General features: G+C 42.5%; 24 protein-coding genes and 3 pseudogenes. 16 read left to right on the top strand and 11 right to left on the bottom strand.

All coding sequences use genetic code 11. The features are described 5' to 3' along the window. Nucleotides 1–33 precede the first annotated feature (33 nt). The 9 genes and pseudogenes from AACL30_RS11860 to AACL30_RS11820 form a co-directional block, all read left to right on the top strand. Nucleotides 34–447 (top strand): annotated as a pseudogene (locus tag AACL30_RS11860) (group II intron reverse transcriptase/maturase); the annotation flags it as partial. A 726-nt stretch (nt 448–1,173) separates the two neighbouring features. Beyond that, nucleotides 1,174–1,686: a hypothetical protein gene (locus AACL30_RS11855; RefSeq protein ID WP_339056792.1), complete on the top strand. Its 513-nt coding sequence runs from the start codon at nt 1,174–1,176 to the stop codon at nt 1,684–1,686. A 50-nt stretch (nt 1,687–1,736) separates the two neighbouring features. Continuing rightward, nucleotides 1,737–2,147 carry a hypothetical protein gene (locus tag AACL30_RS11850; protein ID WP_339056791.1) on the top strand — a complete coding sequence of 137 codons (411 nt, stop codon included), beginning with the start codon at nt 1,737–1,739 and terminating at the stop codon, nt 2,145–2,147. A 395-nt stretch (nt 2,148–2,542) separates the two neighbouring features. Continuing rightward, a complete protein-coding gene (locus AACL30_RS11845; RefSeq protein WP_339056790.1) occupies nt 2,543–3,220 on the top strand; it encodes a hypothetical protein in 678 nt (225 codons plus the stop codon). A 267-nt stretch (nt 3,221–3,487) separates the two neighbouring features. Continuing rightward, complete coding sequence (locus AACL30_RS11840; protein ID WP_339056789.1) at nt 3,488–4,183, top strand: fimbria/pilus chaperone family protein; 696 nt, start codon at nt 3,488–3,490, stop codon at nt 4,181–4,183. An 11-nt stretch (nt 4,184–4,194) separates the two neighbouring features. Continuing rightward, nucleotides 4,195–6,594: a fimbria/pilus outer membrane usher protein gene (locus AACL30_RS11835; protein ID WP_339056788.1), complete on the top strand. Its 2,400-nt coding sequence runs from the start codon at nt 4,195–4,197 to the stop codon at nt 6,592–6,594. Between the two features lie 36 nt (nt 6,595–6,630). Beyond that, the gene (locus AACL30_RS11830; RefSeq protein ID WP_339056787.1) at nt 6,631–7,197 is read left to right on the top strand and encodes a hypothetical protein; all 567 of its coding nucleotides are present in this window, start codon (nt 6,631–6,633) and stop codon (nt 7,195–7,197) included. A 1,144-nt stretch (nt 7,198–8,341) separates the two neighbouring features. Further along, nucleotides 8,342–8,647, top strand: coding sequence for a type II toxin-antitoxin system RelE/ParE family toxin (locus AACL30_RS11825; protein WP_339056786.1), 306 nt, complete (start codon nt 8,342–8,344; stop codon nt 8,645–8,647). A gap of 12 nt (nt 8,648–8,659) precedes the next feature. Next, a complete protein-coding gene (locus AACL30_RS11820) occupies nt 8,660–8,989 on the top strand; it encodes a HigA family addiction module antitoxin (protein WP_339056785.1) in 330 nt (109 codons plus the stop codon). Between the two features lie 283 nt (nt 8,990–9,272). On the opposite strand, the gene AACL30_RS16530 is transcribed toward AACL30_RS11820, so the two are convergent. The 6 genes from AACL30_RS16530 to AACL30_RS11795 form a co-directional block, all read right to left on the bottom strand. Beyond that, a complete protein-coding gene (locus AACL30_RS16530) occupies nt 9,273–9,566 on the bottom strand; it encodes a hypothetical protein (protein ID WP_422389605.1) in 294 nt (97 codons plus the stop codon). Nucleotides 9,567–9,651: 85 nt separating this feature from the next. Further along, on the bottom strand, nt 9,652–10,449 hold the full coding sequence (istB, locus tag AACL30_RS11815; protein ID WP_339058365.1) for an IS21-like element helper ATPase IstB: 798 nt from the start codon (nt 10,447–10,449) through the stop codon (nt 9,652–9,654). Continuing rightward, a complete protein-coding gene (gene istA / locus AACL30_RS11810; RefSeq protein WP_339056344.1) occupies nt 10,446–11,624 on the bottom strand; it encodes an IS21 family transposase in 1,179 nt (392 codons plus the stop codon). The genes istB (AACL30_RS11815) and istA (AACL30_RS11810) overlap by 4 nt, the downstream gene beginning before the upstream one ends. Before the next feature lie 62 nt (nt 11,625–11,686). Next, nucleotides 11,687–12,166: a J domain-containing protein gene (locus tag AACL30_RS11805; RefSeq protein ID WP_339056784.1), complete on the bottom strand. Its 480-nt coding sequence runs from the start codon at nt 12,164–12,166 to the stop codon at nt 11,687–11,689. A gap of 398 nt (nt 12,167–12,564) precedes the next feature. Next, nucleotides 12,565–13,080, bottom strand: coding sequence for a GNAT family N-acetyltransferase (locus AACL30_RS11800; RefSeq protein ID WP_339056783.1), 516 nt, complete (start codon nt 13,078–13,080; stop codon nt 12,565–12,567). Further along, entirely contained in the window at nt 13,064–13,393 is a 330-nt protein-coding gene (locus AACL30_RS11795) for a DUF1778 domain-containing protein (protein ID WP_339056782.1), read from the bottom strand. The genes AACL30_RS11800 and AACL30_RS11795 overlap by 17 nt, the downstream gene beginning before the upstream one ends. Before the next feature lie 248 nt (nt 13,394–13,641). Between AACL30_RS11795 and AACL30_RS11790 the strand changes: the two are divergent. Then, nucleotides 13,642–13,935, top strand: a pseudogene (locus AACL30_RS11790) (AAA family ATPase); the annotation flags it as partial. Nucleotides 13,936–13,985: 50 nt separating this feature from the next. On the opposite strand, the gene istB (AACL30_RS11785) reads toward AACL30_RS11790, so the two are convergent. Continuing rightward, nucleotides 13,986–14,783: an IS21-like element helper ATPase IstB gene (istB, locus tag AACL30_RS11785; RefSeq protein ID WP_339058365.1), complete on the bottom strand. Its 798-nt coding sequence runs from the start codon at nt 14,781–14,783 to the stop codon at nt 13,986–13,988. Further along, on the bottom strand, nt 14,780–15,958 hold the full coding sequence (istA, locus tag AACL30_RS11780) for an IS21 family transposase (RefSeq protein ID WP_339056344.1): 1,179 nt from the start codon (nt 15,956–15,958) through the stop codon (nt 14,780–14,782). The genes istB (AACL30_RS11785) and istA (AACL30_RS11780) overlap by 4 nt, the downstream gene beginning before the upstream one ends. Here istA (AACL30_RS11780) and AACL30_RS11775 point away from each other — a divergent pair. The 6 genes from AACL30_RS11775 (at nt 15,957) to AACL30_RS11750 (ending at nt 18,812) form a co-directional block, all read left to right on the top strand. Then, the gene (locus AACL30_RS11775) at nt 15,957–16,355 is read left to right on the top strand and encodes a hypothetical protein (protein ID WP_339056781.1); all 399 of its coding nucleotides are present in this window, start codon (nt 15,957–15,959) and stop codon (nt 16,353–16,355) included. The genes istA (AACL30_RS11780) and AACL30_RS11775 overlap by 2 nt on opposite strands. A gap of 288 nt (nt 16,356–16,643) precedes the next feature. Continuing rightward, nucleotides 16,644–17,294 carry a ParA family protein gene (locus AACL30_RS11770; RefSeq protein WP_339056780.1) on the top strand — a complete coding sequence of 217 codons (651 nt, stop codon included), beginning with the start codon at nt 16,644–16,646 and terminating at the stop codon, nt 17,292–17,294. Between the two features lie 37 nt (nt 17,295–17,331). Next, nucleotides 17,332–17,562 carry a hypothetical protein gene (locus AACL30_RS11765; protein WP_339056779.1) on the top strand — a complete coding sequence of 77 codons (231 nt, stop codon included), beginning with the start codon at nt 17,332–17,334 and terminating at the stop codon, nt 17,560–17,562. 334 nt (nt 17,563–17,896) lie between these two features. Then, complete coding sequence (locus AACL30_RS11760; RefSeq protein ID WP_339056778.1) at nt 17,897–18,217, top strand: type II toxin-antitoxin system RelE/ParE family toxin; 321 nt, start codon at nt 17,897–17,899, stop codon at nt 18,215–18,217. Beyond that, entirely contained in the window at nt 18,217–18,519 is a 303-nt protein-coding gene (locus AACL30_RS11755) for an addiction module antidote protein (RefSeq protein WP_339056777.1), read from the top strand. Before AACL30_RS11760 ends, AACL30_RS11755 begins: the two co-directional genes overlap by 1 nt. A 77-nt stretch (nt 18,520–18,596) precedes the next feature. Beyond that, complete coding sequence (locus tag AACL30_RS11750) at nt 18,597–18,812, top strand: hypothetical protein (RefSeq protein ID WP_339056776.1); 216 nt, start codon at nt 18,597–18,599, stop codon at nt 18,810–18,812. A 139-nt stretch (nt 18,813–18,951) separates the two neighbouring features. On the opposite strand, the gene AACL30_RS11745 is transcribed toward AACL30_RS11750, so the two are convergent. The 3 genes and pseudogenes from AACL30_RS11745 to AACL30_RS11740 all read right to left on the bottom strand — a co-directional run bounded on the left by AACL30_RS11745 (nt 18,952) and on the right by AACL30_RS11740 (nt 19,934). Next, a complete protein-coding gene (locus AACL30_RS11745) occupies nt 18,952–19,362 on the bottom strand; it encodes a hypothetical protein (protein ID WP_339056775.1) in 411 nt (136 codons plus the stop codon). Between the two features lie 288 nt (nt 19,363–19,650). Further along, a pseudogene (locus AACL30_RS16525) lies at nt 19,651–19,695 on the bottom strand (hypothetical protein); the annotation flags it as partial. Nucleotides 19,696–19,715: 20 nt separating this feature from the next. Continuing rightward, on the bottom strand, nt 19,716–19,934 hold the full coding sequence (locus AACL30_RS11740; protein ID WP_339056774.1) for a hypothetical protein: 219 nt from the start codon (nt 19,932–19,934) through the stop codon (nt 19,716–19,718). Between the last annotated feature and the right edge of the window lie 133 nt (nt 19,935–20,067).

The following is a 20,067-nucleotide window of genomic DNA, read 5'->3' as shown; positions in this document are numbered from 1 at the left end:
AAATGTGTCTGGGTTTACTTGAACACTACACTAAAAGCCAGCCAGATTGGAAAACGTTTACCGACGTTCAACTTTCTGGGGTTTACCTGCTATTGGGGGAAAACGCGAAATGGATACTGGCGGCTAAAATTTACCAGTCGAAAAGATCGTTTCGCAGCCAAACTCAAAGGATTAAGAGACTTTCTTTGGAGGAATCTTGTCACAGATAAAAGGCAAACCCTAAACACCGTCATTAGAGTTGTCAGAGGCTGGGTAAACTACCACGGCATTTCAGACAATCAAAGACGGGTTGGCCAGTTTATACACCAAAGTCGCCATATCATCTTCAGGTGGTTTAACCGTAAAGGGGGACAACGTCGCTTGACATGGGAAAAGCTCGATTTAATCCTTAAAATGCGGGGTTATCCAACAAAATGGAAAACCCGATCAATGTTTCAATCTCGCTGAATAGGTGTGGGGACACTGATCTATCGGGAGCCGGATGCGGTAGTTCCGCAAGTCCGGTTCTGAGGAGGGTTCGACTGGAGTGATCTGGCAGTTCTACTCACCCAACAGTATGCGAGCAAAATCACCCCATCAGGATTAAAGGTGGCTCCTCCAATGAAATTATTTAACAAATTAGAGCTGAGAATCATATTTTTTATATTACAGTCAATGAATGCTAAAGAAGTCGCGAAGAAGCTCCATCGCTCCCCTCGAACGATAGGCAATGCTCTGTGCAGGATATACAGAAAATCGAAAGTTAATTCTTTACAAGAGTTTAAAAATTTTTGCTACAAAGTCGGATTTGATTGCTATATTCCACCAGAATTTATTCCGCTTGGCATCCAGTTTATTGAAAATAGGAGAGCGTCATGATGAGCAATAGACAGAGTAGAGCTAAAAAACGCGCGTTAAAAAATAAAATATTAGTAGTCACACAAAATGAAAAGAAAAGCATATTTTATAAGTTAATATATTGGTTAAAAAAAAGAATATCGCGATTACGCATTAATTATACATTTACTGATATCAATTATGATTATATTAAGCTCATAGATTATCATGAAAATGTTTATTATTAGTTTCCCTAAAAATATTGTTTGCGGAGTATTTTACACACTTGCACTGAATGTTTTTAAAAATTTAAAATTATAAATAATTTAAATTCTGTTGCTAAAAATAGGTATTCTCTTGAATTTATTAAAATTAGTTGTAATTGGGGTGTACGGTATAATTGGGTTGATTGGATGGTATAAATATTATGAAGAGTTGGCAGCGCGTCCGATGGGAGCAGCTACCGTAAATAAATTCTCGCCGGAAATGACGGTAACCTATATTCCAGCGATGGTCAGGTATCATTCTATAGGAAAATTACAAGTATTACGTTCTATCCTACTTACCGATAATTTAGAGGATCAAGAGCAGGTAAAGACAAGGATAACGAATATACTGAAACATTGTACATCGGTACATATTCGTGATTTTAATTTATTAGACACACCAATTAAAAACATTGGTAATTGGTATCAGGATAATTTTGATTTTGATAACTTTCTTGCTGCTGTTTTTGATGAAGTATTTAATAGTAAATTATCCGTAGAAGAAAAAATCCGCAATATCTTTGATGTAATGGAAACATATCAAAATGCAACAACCCAAAAATTATTGATTGAGATGAATAAGCTAACAGGCAATCAATACTAAAATAGATTTGACTTTATTTTCGCTTGAAAAAAATGATAGAGGTAATGTAATTGTTTTATTTTATAACTTTTTTGACGGTGTCACTGTTTTTTTTGATTGTTGTTATTTACCACATAGAGGCGAAAAATAATGTTAACCAATTAAAAAAACATGATCTTTCATATAATGAAAACACCCGTCAAGTGATCCTTGATGGGTGTTTTGTCCTTACGTCTTTCCGTCAAGGCTCTTTAAATTGTTCTTTGTTTCAGTATCTAAATAAAAATCGAGATAAAAAATTATCTTATGATGAACTTAATGACAGGGTTTTCAAAGGCCGTCATGTTGAGTTAAACAAGGTGGTTGATGCTATGGGGTTCCGAGGTGATCTCAAACGTATATTGTTCAGTTTCGATGCGAACAGTATCATTTTTCACCCGGAAAAAATAAATCAAGTTAATGATTTAATTAGGTTAAATTAAAGATATAAGTTCTAAATCCCGTTAAATAAAGTGTGATCACTATCACATTCTGACTTCTTCCAGCTTAAATTATTTTCTTCCGACTGCTTCCGACTGCTTCCGACTAGCCATTTCATGCCTTTCCTATGTGTTCACATCGACTATTATTTTTTACGAAGCAGCGATCACCAGGGATTTTCGAAATTAGGTTATTGGGAGGTAATAAGGTAAGGATGCCGTTTTACAAACAGGACGAAAATTATATTAAAAGGGATAAAACATTATTTGTGATAATGGGTTGAATCTATCGACAAGGCTATTTCTTAAGAGAGGTAAGTAAAAACAACATTTATTTAGGTAATGCTAAAAATTTTTCATCACAATATGTCATTAATTATTTTAGGTAAGGAGTGATTATGAACAAAATAACTTGCAATACCTTCAATAGATTTATGGTCAGTACATTATTATGTGCGGCATCTTTCAGTGCGATGGCTCACAATCCATCTGCAATTTTAAAGGTAACAGGTAAGCTGACACCCACTAGCTGTAATATAAGTCTATCAAACAATATACTCGATTTTGGTACGATTAGTTCAGGTCAATTTACCCGTCTCGCTAAAGGTAAGGAGTTGCGTGGTATCGATGTCACAGATGATGTTGGATATATCAAGAGAAATGATAAAAGTGTCGTATTAACAGCCAGTTGTGACGGCATCGCTACCCTGGGGGTTAAACCCAAAGATAATTATGATAACGCCACGGTGATGAATTTTAGAAATTTAAAACTTGATGGTGTAACGCTTGGTCAAGCGTTTGGTTTAAGACGCCTGGAAGGAGAAAAAAGAACAGGGGTTTACTTTCTTAACTACTCAGATGCAACAGTAGATGGTGCTGGCAAACCTTTTTATGATAATAAAAAAATGGCCGATACCAAAATATGGGGTATTAATGAAAACACCCCCTCTTCAGGAAGAAATTTTTCGGTCAAAATCACCCCAACACTGGTTTTCTATTATGACCGAGAAGATGCTGGAACAATGGGTGAAACTCAATTTGAAGGATCTACCACCTTTGAGCTGAAATATATTTAATTTAATTAAATTTAAATCAGTAAACTATTAAATTTAGGGCAGTTTATTTCTGCTGCCTTGTTTAAGAATAAAGCGGTTTCTTAATAAAAAATGCTTTAATTTATTAGGGGATATTTTGCATTACTTCGCGCGAAAAAATTATTTAGCGGATTTTCTATAGCACCCATTGTTATTTAATAAGCGTCGGGTCGTTATTAAGAAACCGCTTTAATATCATTCAATTTATTAATAACTCACCTTATAAATATAAATAAGGAGATTTTTATCGTGCCAATAAAAAATATTATAGTGCTGTTGCTGTCATTTATCTTTTTCCCAGCAACAGGAATAACCGGTTATCTGAAACCTCATACGTCTGTGGTGATAATAGAGGCTGATGAGGGAGAACAGTCCTTCCTGGTAAAAAACGAAGCCGATTATCCCTTAATGATGCTCACCACCCTGCAGACACTGCCTGAAGACCCGGAAAAACTTCTTACTGTCACCCCCCCGGTTTCTCGAGTAGAAGCCGGCGACACTCAGGTGGTGCGTTTTATACTGAAGCGCATCCATGACCTTAAAACGGAACGCCTATCCCGCGTGATCTTTGAAGGCATTCCGCCCAAAAATGACAAATCAACAAAAAATATCGCTATCAATCTCGCCCAAAATATGCCGGTCATTGTAAGACCCAAAGGTCTTAAACGCGATTACGCGCCCTGGAAGCATTTGCAATGGAAAATCGCTAACAACAGCCTGACGGTGCACAATCCGTCGCCCTATGTGGTGCGGTTTCATTCCGTGTTGACGCTGTTACCCGCTCAGAGCACCGCCAGTTTACCGGACAGCTACATTCTTCCGGGAAAAACCCTGTTCGTCACCCTGCCAGCGCAGAAAAGTCCAGTTACCAGTGTCAGGCTAACCCCGGCATCGCTGTACGGTTATATGCATGCGCCTGTTGCTCTCCCCGTCACCGCGTCATAAGGATTTTAGCTATGAAAATACGCTTGTGTCCCACTGGTTTTGCCCTGGTGCTATCATTTTCACTGTGTCTGCTCGACAACTCTCGGGCGCAGTCTCTGACCAATTTTAATACCGATATAATCAGGGCTCGCGGGATCCCTGCGTCGGTTGCAACCTACTTTCAGACTAGTGCTCGCTTTTTACCAGGGGTAAACCATCCCACTCTGGTGGTCAATGGCAATTCGCGCGGCACCCTGTCAGTCAACTTTAGCGACCAGGGGACATTGTGTGCCGATGAGCGTTTTCTGAAGGCCGCGGGGATACTAACGCAACAGCCTGATAGCAGGGTATCGGATCAGAATAATCTCTGTCCGTCACTACCCGCAAGTATTGAAGCAAAACTACAGCCTGGGCGTAATCGTATTGAACTTTTGGTTCCTCCCCAACTGCTTGATAATCGTGAGTCTGAACCCCTGTATGTGAGTGGCGGGCGCGCCTCGCTGCTGAACTACTCTCTTTTCGCCGTCAGTAACCACACTCCTCGATATACTTCGCAAACCTTTTATGGCAGTACGGAAAGCGGTTTTAATTTTGATAATTGGGTAATACGCAGCCACGACCTCTATTCTGGTCAGGGAAATCAAGCGCAATTTAAGCATCAAAGCGCCTGGATACAACGAACATTTCCGGATATCAAGTCAACCCTGCAGGCGGGTCAGCTCTATCTCAACAGCCCTCTATTTTCTGCTCCGTCGTTTAATGGATTCCTGTTAATGCCGGAAACCGCATTAATAAAAACTGACAACGGCATTCGTGTCTCCGGCATTGCGCCATCAGCCGCACGTGTAGAAGTTCGTCAAGGTGGCACCCTGATTTATTCCACACTGGTTCCCCCTGACCATTTTGTGTTGGAAAATCTGCCACTGATAAGTTTGTCGCAAGACCTGGAAGTGTCCGTTATTGAAAACACCGGCGAGCAACGTCGCTTTATCGTTCCGGCAACTTCATTTGCCACAAATTTCATGCCTGTACAACGAAGATGGACATTCGCCGCCGGAAAGCACCGGGATACTGGATATGGAACTACCGACCTGAACAGCAACGGGTTCATTACAGCAACAGCGACCCTTCCTGTGAGGGCATTACAAAGCAATATGACGGCGGGGATCCTGGCTGCGCAACACTACACCTCTGCTGGACTAAATGCCTCTACCCAATTGTGGAAGCACTCTTCTAGCTATCTTCGCTTGCTCGTCGCCCGTGATGCGCGAACGGGGACACAAGGCACGGTGACGCAAGCAGGACACAACATGTTACTGAGTGAAAACCTGTCAGGGGATGTCAGTGCGGCCTTTTATAGTGCTGGTTTTCGACATCTGACCGATCGGCCTCGATCCGATGCATCACGCCGTAGCTTGCAAAAACGACTTTACAGTACCAAATTGGAATGGAATAACGAAGTCCTCGGTGCTTTTTCTTTCGGCCTGACTCGAACCGAGCGGTTTGATGGCAGTGCTGAAAATTATCCTGTCATTAACTGGAGCCGCAGTTTCGGAAACGCGAATGTTTCTTTAACCATGGAGCCCCACAGCGGCCAACGCGATGAAAATAGGTATTATCTGAATATTAGCCTACCACTGGGCAGGGCTTACGCTAGCTTCTCTGCCACCCAAGAAGGGCGTTACACCCGTGCCTCTCTCAACGCCAGCCAGCAAGTCAATGAATATGTCAGTTACAGCCTGGGGACATCCACCCTCGATAATCGGTTCCGGCGGTATGGTTTTAACGGCTCACTGAACCTGCGGCCACTTTATACCAGCCTGTATGCAGGTTATTCCTATAATGGGCACAATAGTCATTCATGGTCTGGCAGTATGAATGGTGGTGTGGTGTATGACGGCCAGGGTTTACTTTTTTCGCCTCAGTCAGTCAGTGATACCTTTGGTATCGTTAGTCTTCCGGAGTTGCCTGGCGCGAAGATACAGACCCCTGCCGGTACAGTATGGATCAACGGCAGTGGCCGCGCCGCCGTGCCTTCCATTACCCCTTATCAGCGCTCACATGTCGAGCTGGTTACTCATGGACTACCACGTAATGTCGAGGTGCGTAACGCCCTCAGTGTCACCGAAGCTGGACGAGGCTCCGTTAGCCGTGTCAGTCTGAAAGCCGAACGACACCGAAAAATTCTACTGCAAGTCACTCGACCCGACGGAAAGATTTTCCCGCAGGGAATGGCCGTATTGGACGCAAGGGGGAACTATCTGAGTATCACAGGCAGCGACAGTGACATCTATTTGGCCGCTGAGCATACCGGCAACGGCGTGGTGATTGAAGATGATAACGGGCAGCGTTGCACGCTGGACTTTATATTAAATTCGCTCCCTCCCAAAGACGACGCCCCTTATGAAACTATTCCGGCAATCTGTCGGTAAATTTTGAATGGCGTACCAAAAAAAAAGGAATATAAGATGAAGATGATCCCCCTGACACTTATCATCACTGCCCTGATGGCATTCTCTTTCGTTAACAAAGCGCTTGCGAGGGATGTACCTGGTTGTAGTATTAGCACTAATCCAACCGAGATTGATTTGGGTGAATTGAAAGAAATTCAGCGAGATAATGAATTCTTCATTACAAAGCATTTTCAGCTGGTTATAGATTGTAAAGATTTTGAAAGAAAGCTTGAAATTGAAACCAAATCAATTAAAACAGGCAACCTAATTTTAAAAGTGACATCTCTTTTAGAAAAAACGGCTGATGCCTATCTTACACTCGACAAAATAACAGTGAATAATAATGCAGTGATTGACTCCACTCCTACAGATCCCCTATACAGCAATATATTGAGTGAAACTATTTCTTTAGGTAAAAAATTAGATGAAAAGATAGGAGAAGAGTGGTTAAAAGGCCAGCCCTTTCATGCTACTTTAAACCTAAGATTTATACTGTTTATTCCAGGTAACTTAACCCATCTTAAAGAAACGCTTGATCTGGATGAAATATATCAATTCACCTTGGATAAAAGTTATCTATAGTAACGATAATTGGCATAGGCGGTGGGTATTGATCCAAACCGCGGCCACTCTTGACATTAGGATACAACATCATTTAACAGTGATTAGCGGGCGTTGCCCGCTATGCTATCCATCTCCCTTCAAAATAACTCGCTAACGCTCACTAGCTATCGATGAAGAATTTCGCGCAAACTGTTAAATTTCAATACTTATACTACCTATGCTATAACTGTCAATCCGGCGGACAATACAGAGATACTTGTGAAAGATGCGCTAAAGTGTCAAGAAATGACAAAACCTTTTCCTCATGCTGTGAAAATAAATTTGCTGTCAGAGATTTGTGCGCCATTAAAACCACTGTAAAATTTGCTCAACTAGGGGTCGTGGGTCGGGGGGAAGTTCCCTTGCGCGACCCGATAGCCCCTGTAATGGCATTTTTCTGGCGCATTGGATGTAATCATTATTAAACAATTTAGCTATATTATTCCTTATTTGATGAATAAGATTAAAGGAAATTGATATCATCCACTGGGTTTTGATGAATTACCAATGTCCAATATTTGGTGCGGACGCCCATGGCTCTTGTTTTGGTAATCTCTCACCTTTTTGTAACAATTCAATGGAAATATTATCGGGTGATCGTATAAATGCCATATACTCATCCCGAGGTGGTCTATTAATAATAACCCCCGCATCCTTTAAACACTGGTAGGTTTCGTAAATATTATCCACGCATAAGCTAGGTGACCGAAATAACGCTCTTCAGGGTAGGTTTGGGTGTCCCAATTGTTAAGTCAATTCCAGCATGAGCCCATGTGATATTTCAATTCTATTTAAATCGCCAGGGGCGGCTAAAAATATCAAAGTAAATTGTAAAAGTTTGAATTTAATCTGACATTCTAATATGTTTAGTATGAGATAAAGGAGTGTTAGGCCTAGCGCTCCGGAACTTGTGCCCTGACGCAAAAATCTAAAATATCTAACAAAGCCATGGCTAATTTCTCAGCTGCTGAATCCATGCAAGCGTGGCGTAAAGTCATCGAATCTCGTTTCTATGTAAACTTTGCATACATCAAACATGCAGTAATTAATGTAAAATCAAAAAAAGTAACTTTTAATTTTACATGTTGTAACTTTAAATTATACAATACTTGTATTGAATGGAATGATGGAACAGATAATGATTAAGTCTTTTAGGAATAAAAACTTAGAACTGTTCTACATGGAGAGTAAACGAGATCGCGCAATACCGGCAACAATAGAACGCCAGTTAGCTAAAAAGCTTGATATGTTAGCCGCTGCACACAGTGAACGCGATTTGTTTATTCCAACCAGTAATTATTATAAACGCCTCTCTGGACAGTTTTATGGTTTGTCCAGCATGAGAGTCAATATTCAATGGCGGTTAATGTTTCAGTGGAAAGATGGATATGCTGAAAACATCTACCTTGATCCTCATCAAGACACCTAGTTAGGGGGATTTATGCTTGATACCACTACCCGTGAACCTACCACTGTGGGTGAGATTTTGCAGGAAGAGTTTTTAACCTCGCTGGGAATAGGTCAAGAAGAATTAGCGGACATTATGGGAGTTACCCGCGCAACGGTTAACCGGTTGTGTAAGGGACGTCGTCGTTTAACTGTAGAGGAAGCGACGTTGTTTTCTGAGTTGTTCGAGACAACCCCTGAGTTTTGGTTAAACCTCCAAGCTGCTCATGATCGCTGGGAAGCCCGTGAGGTTCTTCAAAAACAAAAACGTCTCCCAATGCGGCCAATTATGGAAATGCTGGGACGGCGTATATCACACGGATGATCCTGTTCAATTAATTATGTTATAGATGGTTCCTGAGCACATTCCCAGGAGAGATACACATAGTTCGTTAGTATGCGGTGAGTTTGCTTTAGGTATGCTTTTAACGAACCGGTGATATGTGGTACTGTTTAGATAACATCAATAACTTAAACCAGACTGGTTCAGCTAAATGATCCTAACAGTACCAAAGTATTTTGTTCGTGCTTGTCTTCGTGCTTCGACCAGTAAACAAAGCCCCCGCTCTTAGGTCTGTACCTTTAGGGATAAGACACCTGACGACCATTTAGGCATTTTTTCTAGGGATTGGGCTTACCGCCCTCCCCCTGCTAACGTTTGTCGCTTCGTTCACACTCGGCGTAGTATCCGATATCTGTGTATCCTCTGCTATAACATTAACTGCTGTGTCTGTTACCTGTACAGTGCCAAAAACTCGCGCATTACCGCGCACTGTCGTATTACCCATTACTCGAGCATTACCGTATATTTTAGCATTCTCATATATATCTATTCGATCATATCCTCGCGACTTTGTGCGACCTACACACGCGCTACCGTACACTCGTGCATTACCGTATATATTTGCATCGTATATTCGCGCATTACCATTGTCAACGCTACTTTAGATTGACCACTTTTTGCTACTTTAAAATGTCCAGTTTTTGCTAATTTTCCTGTTGGGTTTCTATTCCAGGCGCCTGGATAATATCAGTCGTTTTTATAGGCAACATGCCTGCTTTGCGTTTATTTTTGAGTCGATAGCTTTCTCCTTTAATATTCAATGTGGTTGAATGATGTAAAAGCCTGTCTAAAATCGCAGTTGCTAAAATGTGATCACCGAATACGTCCCCCCAATCAGTAAAACTTTTATTTGATGTGAGAATGATGCTCGCCTTTTCATAACGACGGCTCAATAACCTGAAAAATAGGCTAGCTTCTTCGCGATTCATCGGTAAATACCCGATTTCATCCAGTATTAATACCCTGGCATAGCACAGTTGCTGAAGTTGGCGTTCCAGACGGTTTTCTTGCTTTGCCTTCATTAAGGTACAGCAGAGTCTATCCAGAGGCATAAACAATACCCGATGCCCAGCTGTAGCTGCCTTGACAGCCAGCGCTATCGCCAAATGCGTTTTCCCTACCCCAGGTGGGCCTAACAAAATGACGTTTTCATGATGTTCGACAAACCTCAGCCCCGCCAGCTCGCGGATAATTTTCCTGTCTATACTTGGTTGGAAAGTAAAGTCAAATTGCTCCAAGGTTTTTATCCACGGCAAACGTGCTTGTTTTAACCGCGATTCCAAGCCTTTTTGGTGACGCCCGTTCCATTCCTGGGCTAATGCCTGCTGGAGAAATTCACGGTAGTTCAGTGCTTTCTTGGTGGCTTCTTCACATAAACTCTCCAACGCATCGCCCAGGTAATCCATTTTTAACCGTATCAACAAGTTTTCCATTTCCATCAGAGTAGCTCCTCATACACACTGAGCGAACGAGACGCTACTCGATTGACCTGTTGCCAAAGGGCTTGATGATGTTCTGGCACCTTTTGCCAGCCCTGCGTTACCTCCTGCAAGAGATGCGTCGCGAGCAGTTGCTCATCGCCGTAAATACGTAGCGTATTATCTAAACCGATACGAATATTAACCGCACGACCACACCAGAATGAAGGCACGCTATAGCGATTACCTCTGACATCGATATAGCTGTCCCATGCCACTTGTCGTAGGTCGAAGTAGCTGGTATCGAAATCAGTCGCAGGGAGTGGCATCAAGGCTATTTTTTCCTCAGCAAAACGATTTTCCGGTGTCTGCTTGAATTGACGAAGATGACGCTGGTCTGCCACTTTCGCCAGCCACATCGCTAGCAGTTGATTAACATGAGCGAAACTCTCAAACTGACGGTAGCGAGTGAAAAAATTGTGTTTAACATAGCCCACCATCCGTTCGGTTTTGCCTTTCGTTTGCGGTCGATAAGGCTTACAGGCGCGAGGGCTAAACCCATAGTGATTAGCCAGTTGCAGGAAGCCCGCATTGAACTCGATGTGGCCATTTTGTCCATGTTTGATAACAGCGGCTTTTTGGTTATCTACCAAGACATTTTTTACGCTGCCACCGAAGTAATTGAAGCTGCGAACCAGCGATTCATACGTGTGCTCAGCATCTTGCTTAGGGGCAGCAAAGACATGAAAGCGACGCGAAAAACCGAGCGTATTAACGGCAAAATTAACCGTACAGGCAGAGCCTGCCACCTCAACGATGATTTCTCCCCAATCGTGTTGAAGTTGATAACCGGGGAGGGTTTCAAAGCGTACCGTGTTTTTCGAGGCCCTGAGCGGACGTTTGGGATGTATATAACGTCGGAGCATCGCACTCCCACCCCGGTAGCCTTTTTCACGGATTTCCTCAAAAATAACCGCCGCATTCCAAACCTGTTCACTCAACCTTGAATCGATGTAGTCTTTAAAGGGCTCGAGTTTAGCAACCTGTTTTTTACCGCGTTTTGCTGTTGGCGGCGCAGGATAGCTAATGTGCCGTCTCACCGTTTTTTCTGAACACCCTATCTGATGGGCAATATCAACAATAAATGCCCCCTGTTGATGGCGTTGTTTTATCATGTAGTGGTCCTCTCTTCTTAGCATGCTTATTTCCCTCATGGCTTTGTCACCACAAAGGAAACTGCATTCTGGCTTGAGTGGACAAATTAAATTAGCAATTTACGGTCTTTTATCATTAGCGCTGACACTAGCGTATGCTCTTTGCGGTTAAAGCGGCTTTTATGCTCTTCTGGGCGGTAAAACCACTGTTTTTTCTTTACCGCCCACTTACAGCCCATTTCCTTTAAGGTGTCTTTGTGTTCGTGGGTTTCACCGTTGATCCAAACCCAGTTACCAATGATCTCATAAATCACGCCCGCCAGACAAGAAAGGATATTTAATACATTTTCCAATTCCTCGCCGTAGTTGTAACGGGCGCTTTCGTCATTACTCTGAAATTGGTTGATTTTGTCGATGTTCGCGATCAAAAAATCAAAAGCAGCATTAACGGCTTTCATCATTTCGTCACCTAAAGGGTTACGATCTGGATGATATTTCAGTGCCATTTTTTTATAGGTCGTTTTAATGTCTTGCTCGGTCAATTCACCGGATAAACCAAAAACGTTTAGGGCTTCTTGTACATTCATTTTAAATCTCCTGCCCGCGGGGGCTTTGGTTGGTAGTGGATAATTCCACTCCCTTCTGTTTATTGTACTGACCATTGTCAGTAATACAAGATTTTATTACTCTTTTTTATTTGAGCAGGATCATACGTGTGAGATACGCCGTCCCAGCATTTCCATAATTGGCCGCATTGGGGGACGTTTTTGAAGGGTTTCACGCGCTTCCCAACGATCATGAGCAGCCTGGAGGTTTAACCAAAACTCAGGGGTTGTCTCGAACAATTCAGAAAACAATGTCGCTTCCTCTACTTTATGCTTTCCATTGTTTGGGGAAGAGCTCTTTCGAGAGCATAAAAAGCTTGTTTATTGTGTTGATGTATTTCGCCTGGGAATGAGTCGTGTTGTATTTTCCTATCGATTGCTTACAACAAGGTATTAGTAACCTCTATACAGGTTTTAATAGGCAGCCACATTTCAAGACATGAAGGATCGCTTTGCTCAGCGGGTAAAAAATCATACTGTTGATAAAACGGAATGACCTCAGGAGTCATAGGATCAACAAAGAGTCCTATGGCTGATATTTGTTGCGCAACTAGCACTGTTCGATAGATCGCATCAACCAATAGCATTTCGCCTAATTTTTTCCCCTGATGAGAACGATCAACAGCAAGACGAGCCAGTTTTACGGCATTCAGGGGATGAGGATATTTTTTATACTCTTTATGGGTGGGCGGAGTTGTGACTGAATACCCGGTTAGCGTGTAATAACCGACGATAGTGGTGGGAGCTGCATCTGAGCAAGCCACGTAAGTTTTTGATATATTTTTTACGGTTTTCTGCCGTGCTTGTTGTTGTAGAAACTGATTTAATTCATTGATACCGCAATCAAATACTTTGCGATTGTGTTGGTGGGTGATGGCTTCAATGGTTATGGGCATTCATTGTATCCTTGTAGCCCTGTACTGCCTTAAGAAGCTTCTTGCTTGCTTTTGGAGGATTTTCCAATACAGCAAACAATGCATCTGCACCGGCCATCGAAAGGTGAAACGTTTCAGTTCGTTCAATCACATGGCGAGCCTTATCCATTGCAGATTCAATAAGGAATTGTGAAAGGGTGGCACCGGAGTAATCTGCCGCCCTTTGTATGATCTTTTGTATTTCTGTGGAGGTTCGCGCAACTAAACGGGTTTCTTTACGTTCTGCATGAGTGGTCATAATTTTACCTGCGTCTTCAATAGGGGTAAATTTCAATCATTTATCACTATGACATACAAAATCAGCCTATGTCAAATTGTGTGCCATTTAGGCATACAGTAATGCCGATGTGCATTATTGGGATTGTACTATCGGCAGAGTAAAAAGCGGAGTATCCACGAAACTGCAAAGATTACCCTACCGGGTACAATTGCTCTCAGGTATGCCGGATTTAGAGCTTCTACCGACAGGAAAGTCAAGGAAACCTAGATTAGGCTCTTATTGGTAATCAGAGGTATCAAGTCATGTTAATCATTTTTAGTGGTTTACCGGGAAGTGGAAAAAGTACTATTGCGTATACATTATCCGAACAGCTGAACGCAGTTTACTTACGTGTTGACACTATAGAACAGGCTATTCGAGAAGCTGAAGAAGGAGATAAAGAAATGGGATCTGCTGGTTATTTTGTCGCGTATGAATTAGCCAGAGAGAACCTGAAAATAGGGTCAACAGTTATAACTGATTCTGTTAACCCGATGCTGCTGACGCGAAATGCTTACCGTGATGTTGCCCTTTCTGTAGGGGTATCCTTTTGTCAACGCTACTTTAGATTGACCACTTTTTGCTACTTTAAAATGTCCAGTTTTTGCTAATTTTCCTGTTGGGTTTCTATTCCAGGCGCCTGGATAATATCAGTCGTTTTTATAGGCAACATGCCTGCTTTGCGTTTATTTTTGAGTCGATAGCTTTCTCCTTTAATATTCAATGTGGTTGAATGATGTAAAAGCCTGTCTAAAATCGCAGTTGCTAAAATGTGATCACCGAATACGTCCCCCCAATCAGTAAAACTTTTATTTGATGTGAGAATGATGCTCGCCTTTTCATAACGACGGCTCAATAACCTGAAAAATAGGCTAGCTTCTTCGCGATTCATCGGTAAATACCCGATTTCATCCAGTATTAATACCCTGGCATAGCACAGTTGCTGAAGTTGGCGTTCCAGACGGTTTTCTTGCTTTGCCTTCATTAAGGTACAGCAGAGTCTATCCAGAGGCATAAACAATACCCGATGCCCAGCTGTAGCTGCCTTGACAGCCAGCGCTATCGCCAAATGCGTTTTCCCTACCCCAGGTGGGCCTAACAAAATGACGTTTTCATGATGTTCGACAAACCTCAGCCCCGCCAGCTCGCGGATAATTTTCCTGTCTATACTTGGTTGGAAAGTAAAGTCAAATTGCTCCAAGGTTTTTATCCACGGCAAACGTGCTTGTTTTAACCGCGATTCCAAGCCTTTTTGGTGACGCCCGTTCCATTCCTGGGCTAATGCCTGCTGGAGAAATTCACGGTAGTTCAGTGCTTTCTTGGTGGCTTCTTCACATAAACTCTCCAACGCATCGCCCAGGTAATCCATTTTTAACCGTATCAACAAGTTTTCCATTTCCATCAGAGTAGCTCCTCATACACACTGAGCGAACGAGACGCTACTCGATTGACCTGTTGCCAAAGGGCTTGATGATGTTCTGGCACCTTTTGCCAGCCCTGCGTTACCTCCTGCAAGAGATGCGTCGCGAGCAGTTGCTCATCGCCGTAAATACGTAGCGTATTATCTAAACCGATACGAATATTAACCGCACGACCACACCAGAATGAAGGCACGCTATAGCGATTACCTCTGACATCGATATAGCTGTCCCATGCCACTTGTCGTAGGTCGAAGTAGCTGGTATCGAAATCAGTCGCAGGGAGTGGCATCAAGGCTATTTTTTCCTCAGCAAAACGATTTTCCGGTGTCTGCTTGAATTGACGAAGATGACGCTGGTCTGCCACTTTCGCCAGCCACATCGCTAGCAGTTGATTAACATGAGCGAAACTCTCAAACTGACGGTAGCGAGTGAAAAAATTGTGTTTAACATAGCCCACCATCCGTTCGGTTTTGCCTTTCGTTTGCGGTCGATAAGGCTTACAGGCGCGAGGGCTAAACCCATAGTGATTAGCCAGTTGCAGGAAGCCCGCATTGAACTCGATGTGGCCATTTTGTCCATGTTTGATAACAGCGGCTTTTTGGTTATCTACCAAGACATTTTTTACGCTGCCACCGAAGTAATTGAAGCTGCGAACCAGCGATTCATACGTGTGCTCAGCATCTTGCTTAGGGGCAGCAAAGACATGAAAGCGACGCGAAAAACCGAGCGTATTAACGGCAAAATTAACCGTACAGGCAGAGCCTGCCACCTCAACGATGATTTCTCCCCAATCGTGTTGAAGTTGATAACCGGGGAGGGTTTCAAAGCGTACCGTGTTTTTCGAGGCCCTGAGCGGACGTTTGGGATGTATATAACGTCGGAGCATCGCACTCCCACCCCGGTAGCCTTTTTCACGGATTTCCTCAAAAATAACCGCCGCATTCCAAACCTGTTCACTCAACCTTGAATCGATGTAGTCTTTAAAGGGCTCGAGTTTAGCAACCTGTTTTTTACCGCGTTTTGCTGTTGGCGGCGCAGGATAGCTAATGTGCCGTCTCACCGTTTTTTCTGAACACCCTATCTGATGGGCAATATCAACAATAAATGCCCCCTGTTGATGGCGTTGTTTTATCATGTAGTGGTCCTCTCTTCTTAGCATGCTTATTTCCCTCATGGCTTTGTCACCACAAAGGAAACTGCATTCTGGCTTGAGTGGACAAATTAAATTAGCAATTTACGGTCTTTTATCATTAGCGCTGACAACACAACCCGATGACCCCCTACCTTTTATCTTCGATGAGGTGGAAAAACAGGCCGCTGAACAAGAGAAAAAAAACAGAGAGATTGCACAACTACAGCCTGAGCAAGAAAATCAGGCGATAGCTATCGAGAAAGCAGCGAAGAGCATCCAAGAAGAAGTGACACAGAATACATTAAAATCAGATCTATCAAGTAAAGATAATGGTACGCAAGAGGTTGCCCAAACAACTCTGTCTTCTGACCGGTTGCAGAAGCTGGAACGGGATATAGTGAAAGAAAAAACATTCGGGGAATAGCGAGAAACTAGCATCTATGTAGGGAAAAACACTTATCAATTGAGGGTACTGAGTTTAACTGTCTGAAATGTAGCAACAATCGAAGCAGAATATTTTAAAATGAAATCATGATTTCATTCTAAAACTTATCGCATATAATTATTTCATTATTTCATTATTTCATTACTCTGTTTGATATCGATAACATTAACTCACAATGGGAATAAAAGAAGCTATTCTAAGAATAGATTATAATTTAAATAATCATTAAACCATTAAATCATTATTTCATGATTGAGGTAAGCAAGCGTGATAATAAGTTTTTTGAGCCAAAAAGGTGGGGTATCCAAAAGCGCATTAGCCAGAACAACTGCCGTCGGGTTCATTAATGGCGGCTGGCGTGTCCATGTAGCTGATTTAGATGAAAAGCAACAGACGACAATGAAATGGTGCAAAAGACGTGAAGATAATGGCCTTAATTCTGTCGATTGTGCAGTTTACCGCAGGGCAGCGTCTGCTTTAAAAGTAAGCCATCAGCATGATCTAGATCTCGTTATCATTGATGGACGTCCTGCCGCTGAGCATTCATATTTGGAGATATCCAAAGGATCGGATTTGGTGGTACTAACTACAGGAGCCACGGTAGATGACCTTGAACCATCCTTAGAGCTGGGTCGTGAGCTGGTCAAAGGGGGGCTGGATAAAAACCATTTGGTTTTCTCTATCAATAAAGCTCCATCTGAAGCAGAAGCAATAAAAGCTATCGCTACGATCACAGAATGGGGTTTTAAGTCGCTTAAAAGCATTATCTATTTCCAGAACGCTTATGGTCAAGCGCTTGATAAAGGCCGTGCTTTGACGGAAACGCCCTACTCATCCCTCAACGAAAAAGCACAAGAGATGGTTGATGAAATTGATGAATTAATTAATTCATCAAAGCATGATATAATTAATTCATGATATCATGCTTTGTTTTTTGAGCTGAAAGGAAAAAATTATGGTTATGCCGCCAAAAATAAAATCCAAGCTGACGCCACCGGCTGACAATGAACCTACGTTGAACATGACAGGTAAAAGTTCACAACCTGATGGAACAGTTAAGCCTATCCAAATAAAGATAACAATGGCAAAACACAAAGAGATCAAGACTTATGCAGCAGAGCAGGGGATAACAATCACAGAGCTGCTATTAGCGGGTTACGATATGTATCGTTCTAAAATGAATTAATGAAATCATGATTTCATTATTAACTGCAAAACGTCGGTTACACACCGGTAGAACGCGGAATATTGCTGTTTGAAGCAGCCCAGTATTCCCTGAATAATACAAAGGTAAATACCGTACCCACTCTGAAGCCAAAGAAATCACTCCCAGCCACAATGAACTGGAACAGAGCCATGAAAATCGGTGCATTAAAACAAACGATAGAAAAGTCCAACAAGATTTGGAGTCACATCCAATCCAATAGGTATAGCAGGATGAATACTCTATTAAAATATCACCTATTAATAGTTAATAATCTTCGTTATTATAGAGTAGCTTTTAAGCTAAAATTGTCCTTATGAACGAAATTATCCATTATTTAACACCAGAAGGTAAAGATCTGTACCAAGATTGGCTAAACAACCTGAATGATAGAATCGCTAAGGCTCGAATAACCACCAGGGTTAACAGAGTAGCAGCAGGTGCCTTCGGAGATTGTAAGCCTGTTGACAGCGGGGTATGGGAACTTCGTATAGACCAAGGAGCAGGATACAGAGTCTATTACGCTCTAACGGGCAAGAAAGTAGTTTTGTTGCTACTCGGGGGTGATAAGCGAACACAGCAGGCCGACATCAACAAAGCGGTTGAGTGTTGGAAAGACTTCCAACGGAGGAAATAATGAACAAATCACGTAGTCACGATGAAACGGTTATCGAAATGATACGTAACGACCCTGATTTTGCCGAATTTTATCTTCATGCTGCTTTTGAAGAGCTGGATGAGGAAAGCGGCGAAGCGGGTTTCCTGTTAGCACTTCGCCACATTGTTGAAGCACGTGGTGGAATGGGGATGATTGCCGAAAAAGCGGGTCTATCACGTGAAAGCCTTTACAGGGCTCTCTCACCGAAGGGCAATCCTACCTTGAAAACCATGAAACAGGTTGTTCATGCAACTGGTCTAAAATTTGCCGCTATCGCGTAAACGGGGCGATAAAACAATATATAACCTAATTGAATTCAATGAACCTAACAGATGCTTCACTAAGTTTCCGTAAAGAAATGACTCAAAACAACGATTGGCAGCACCCTGTCCCGATTGATGAGCAATCAACAGCAGCCGAATATCCTCTAGATGCCTTGCCAACTCTCATTCGAAATGCTGTTTCTGCCTATCACTGTTATGGTCAACAGCCTATTCCTCTTATTGCCAGTAGTGCATTAGCTAACATCTCGTTGGCTTGTCAAGCGCATGCTAGGCCTTGTTGGGGTTATTAGGCGTCAACCCAATCCCATCAAGTAAGCAATTGAGGCAGGTGGCTCATTGGATTGTTATTTTGATCAAATAAGCCACCTGACGATCATTTCGATGTTTTTTCTGGGGATTGGGCTTACCGCCCTTTCCCTTTGTGGTTTTTTATGTAGTGCTCGTGGTCGTTTCACATTCACTCGGCGTATGATCCGATATCTGTGTATCCCCTTCTATAACTATAGCTGTGGTGTCTATTACTGGCACAGTGCCAAAAACTCGCGCATTACCGCGTATTTTTGTACTACCCATTACTCGTGCATTGCCGTATACCTCGGCATTCTCATCTATCTCTATACTACTATATCCTAGCCCACCTGTACTTTCTACACACGCATTACCGTACACTCGTGCATTACCGAACAAGAATGCATATACTAGTCGTGCATTACCATACACTTTCGCATTGGATCCTACAAGCCCACCACTGACATGAGCGTCACCATACAGTTGCGCATTGGCAGTAATTCTTGCTTTCCGGATTATCGCATTGCCGTAGGCTTGTGAATTGCCTTCCATAAGTCCGTCTATTCGAGCATTTCCATAGACTGTCGCATTATTATGTATACGTGGCGCATTAAAATCATTTGTATGGTTCCCTGGATCCGCATTGTAGATTTGTGCATTGTTATAGACTTTCGCATTGTCGTATACATGAGCGTTGGTAAAAACAGTTGCATAATCAAATACTTGTGCCTTATCGTAGATTTTCGCGTAGCCATACACATTGGCCGAACCATAGATCTGCGCTTCACCGTAAACGCGGGCGTATTCACTCACCTGTGCTCGGTCATATACTTGTGCCTGGCCGTACACCTGCACATTTCTAAATATGCGTGCGTTGCCATATATGTGTGCTTGACCGTAGACTCTTACATCACCCCCCCCTCAATTCCGATACAGGCATCCCCATAAACCCGTGAATTATAGCCAACCCACGAGAGACCTGTTTGCGAGAGATTAGCTGCTTTCTCAATCAACCCACCCTCTGATCCTGGACACTGAGTACCGAAATACTTCAATGCCCTAATTCTGTAAAACGTCACACCATCAATTTCTTGTGGATCAATTAACTCATACTTATCACTCATATTCTCTCCTTAAATATAAAAAAGCGCGATTAACGCGCGGTGATTGGCTCGATATTTCCATATCGGGCATAAAATGATTAGTTGGATCTTGATAATCGCACTTATCAAAATCAACAATCAGATTTGTTAATTT

The organism is Candidatus Regiella endosymbiont of Tuberolachnus salignus (genome assembly GCF_964020115.1).
Classification (GTDB): domain Bacteria; phylum Pseudomonadota; class Gammaproteobacteria; order Enterobacterales; family Enterobacteriaceae; genus Regiella; species Regiella insecticola.
The sequence above is the reverse complement of the archived record's forward strand: the minus strand, read 5'-3'. Positions and strand labels throughout refer to the sequence as shown.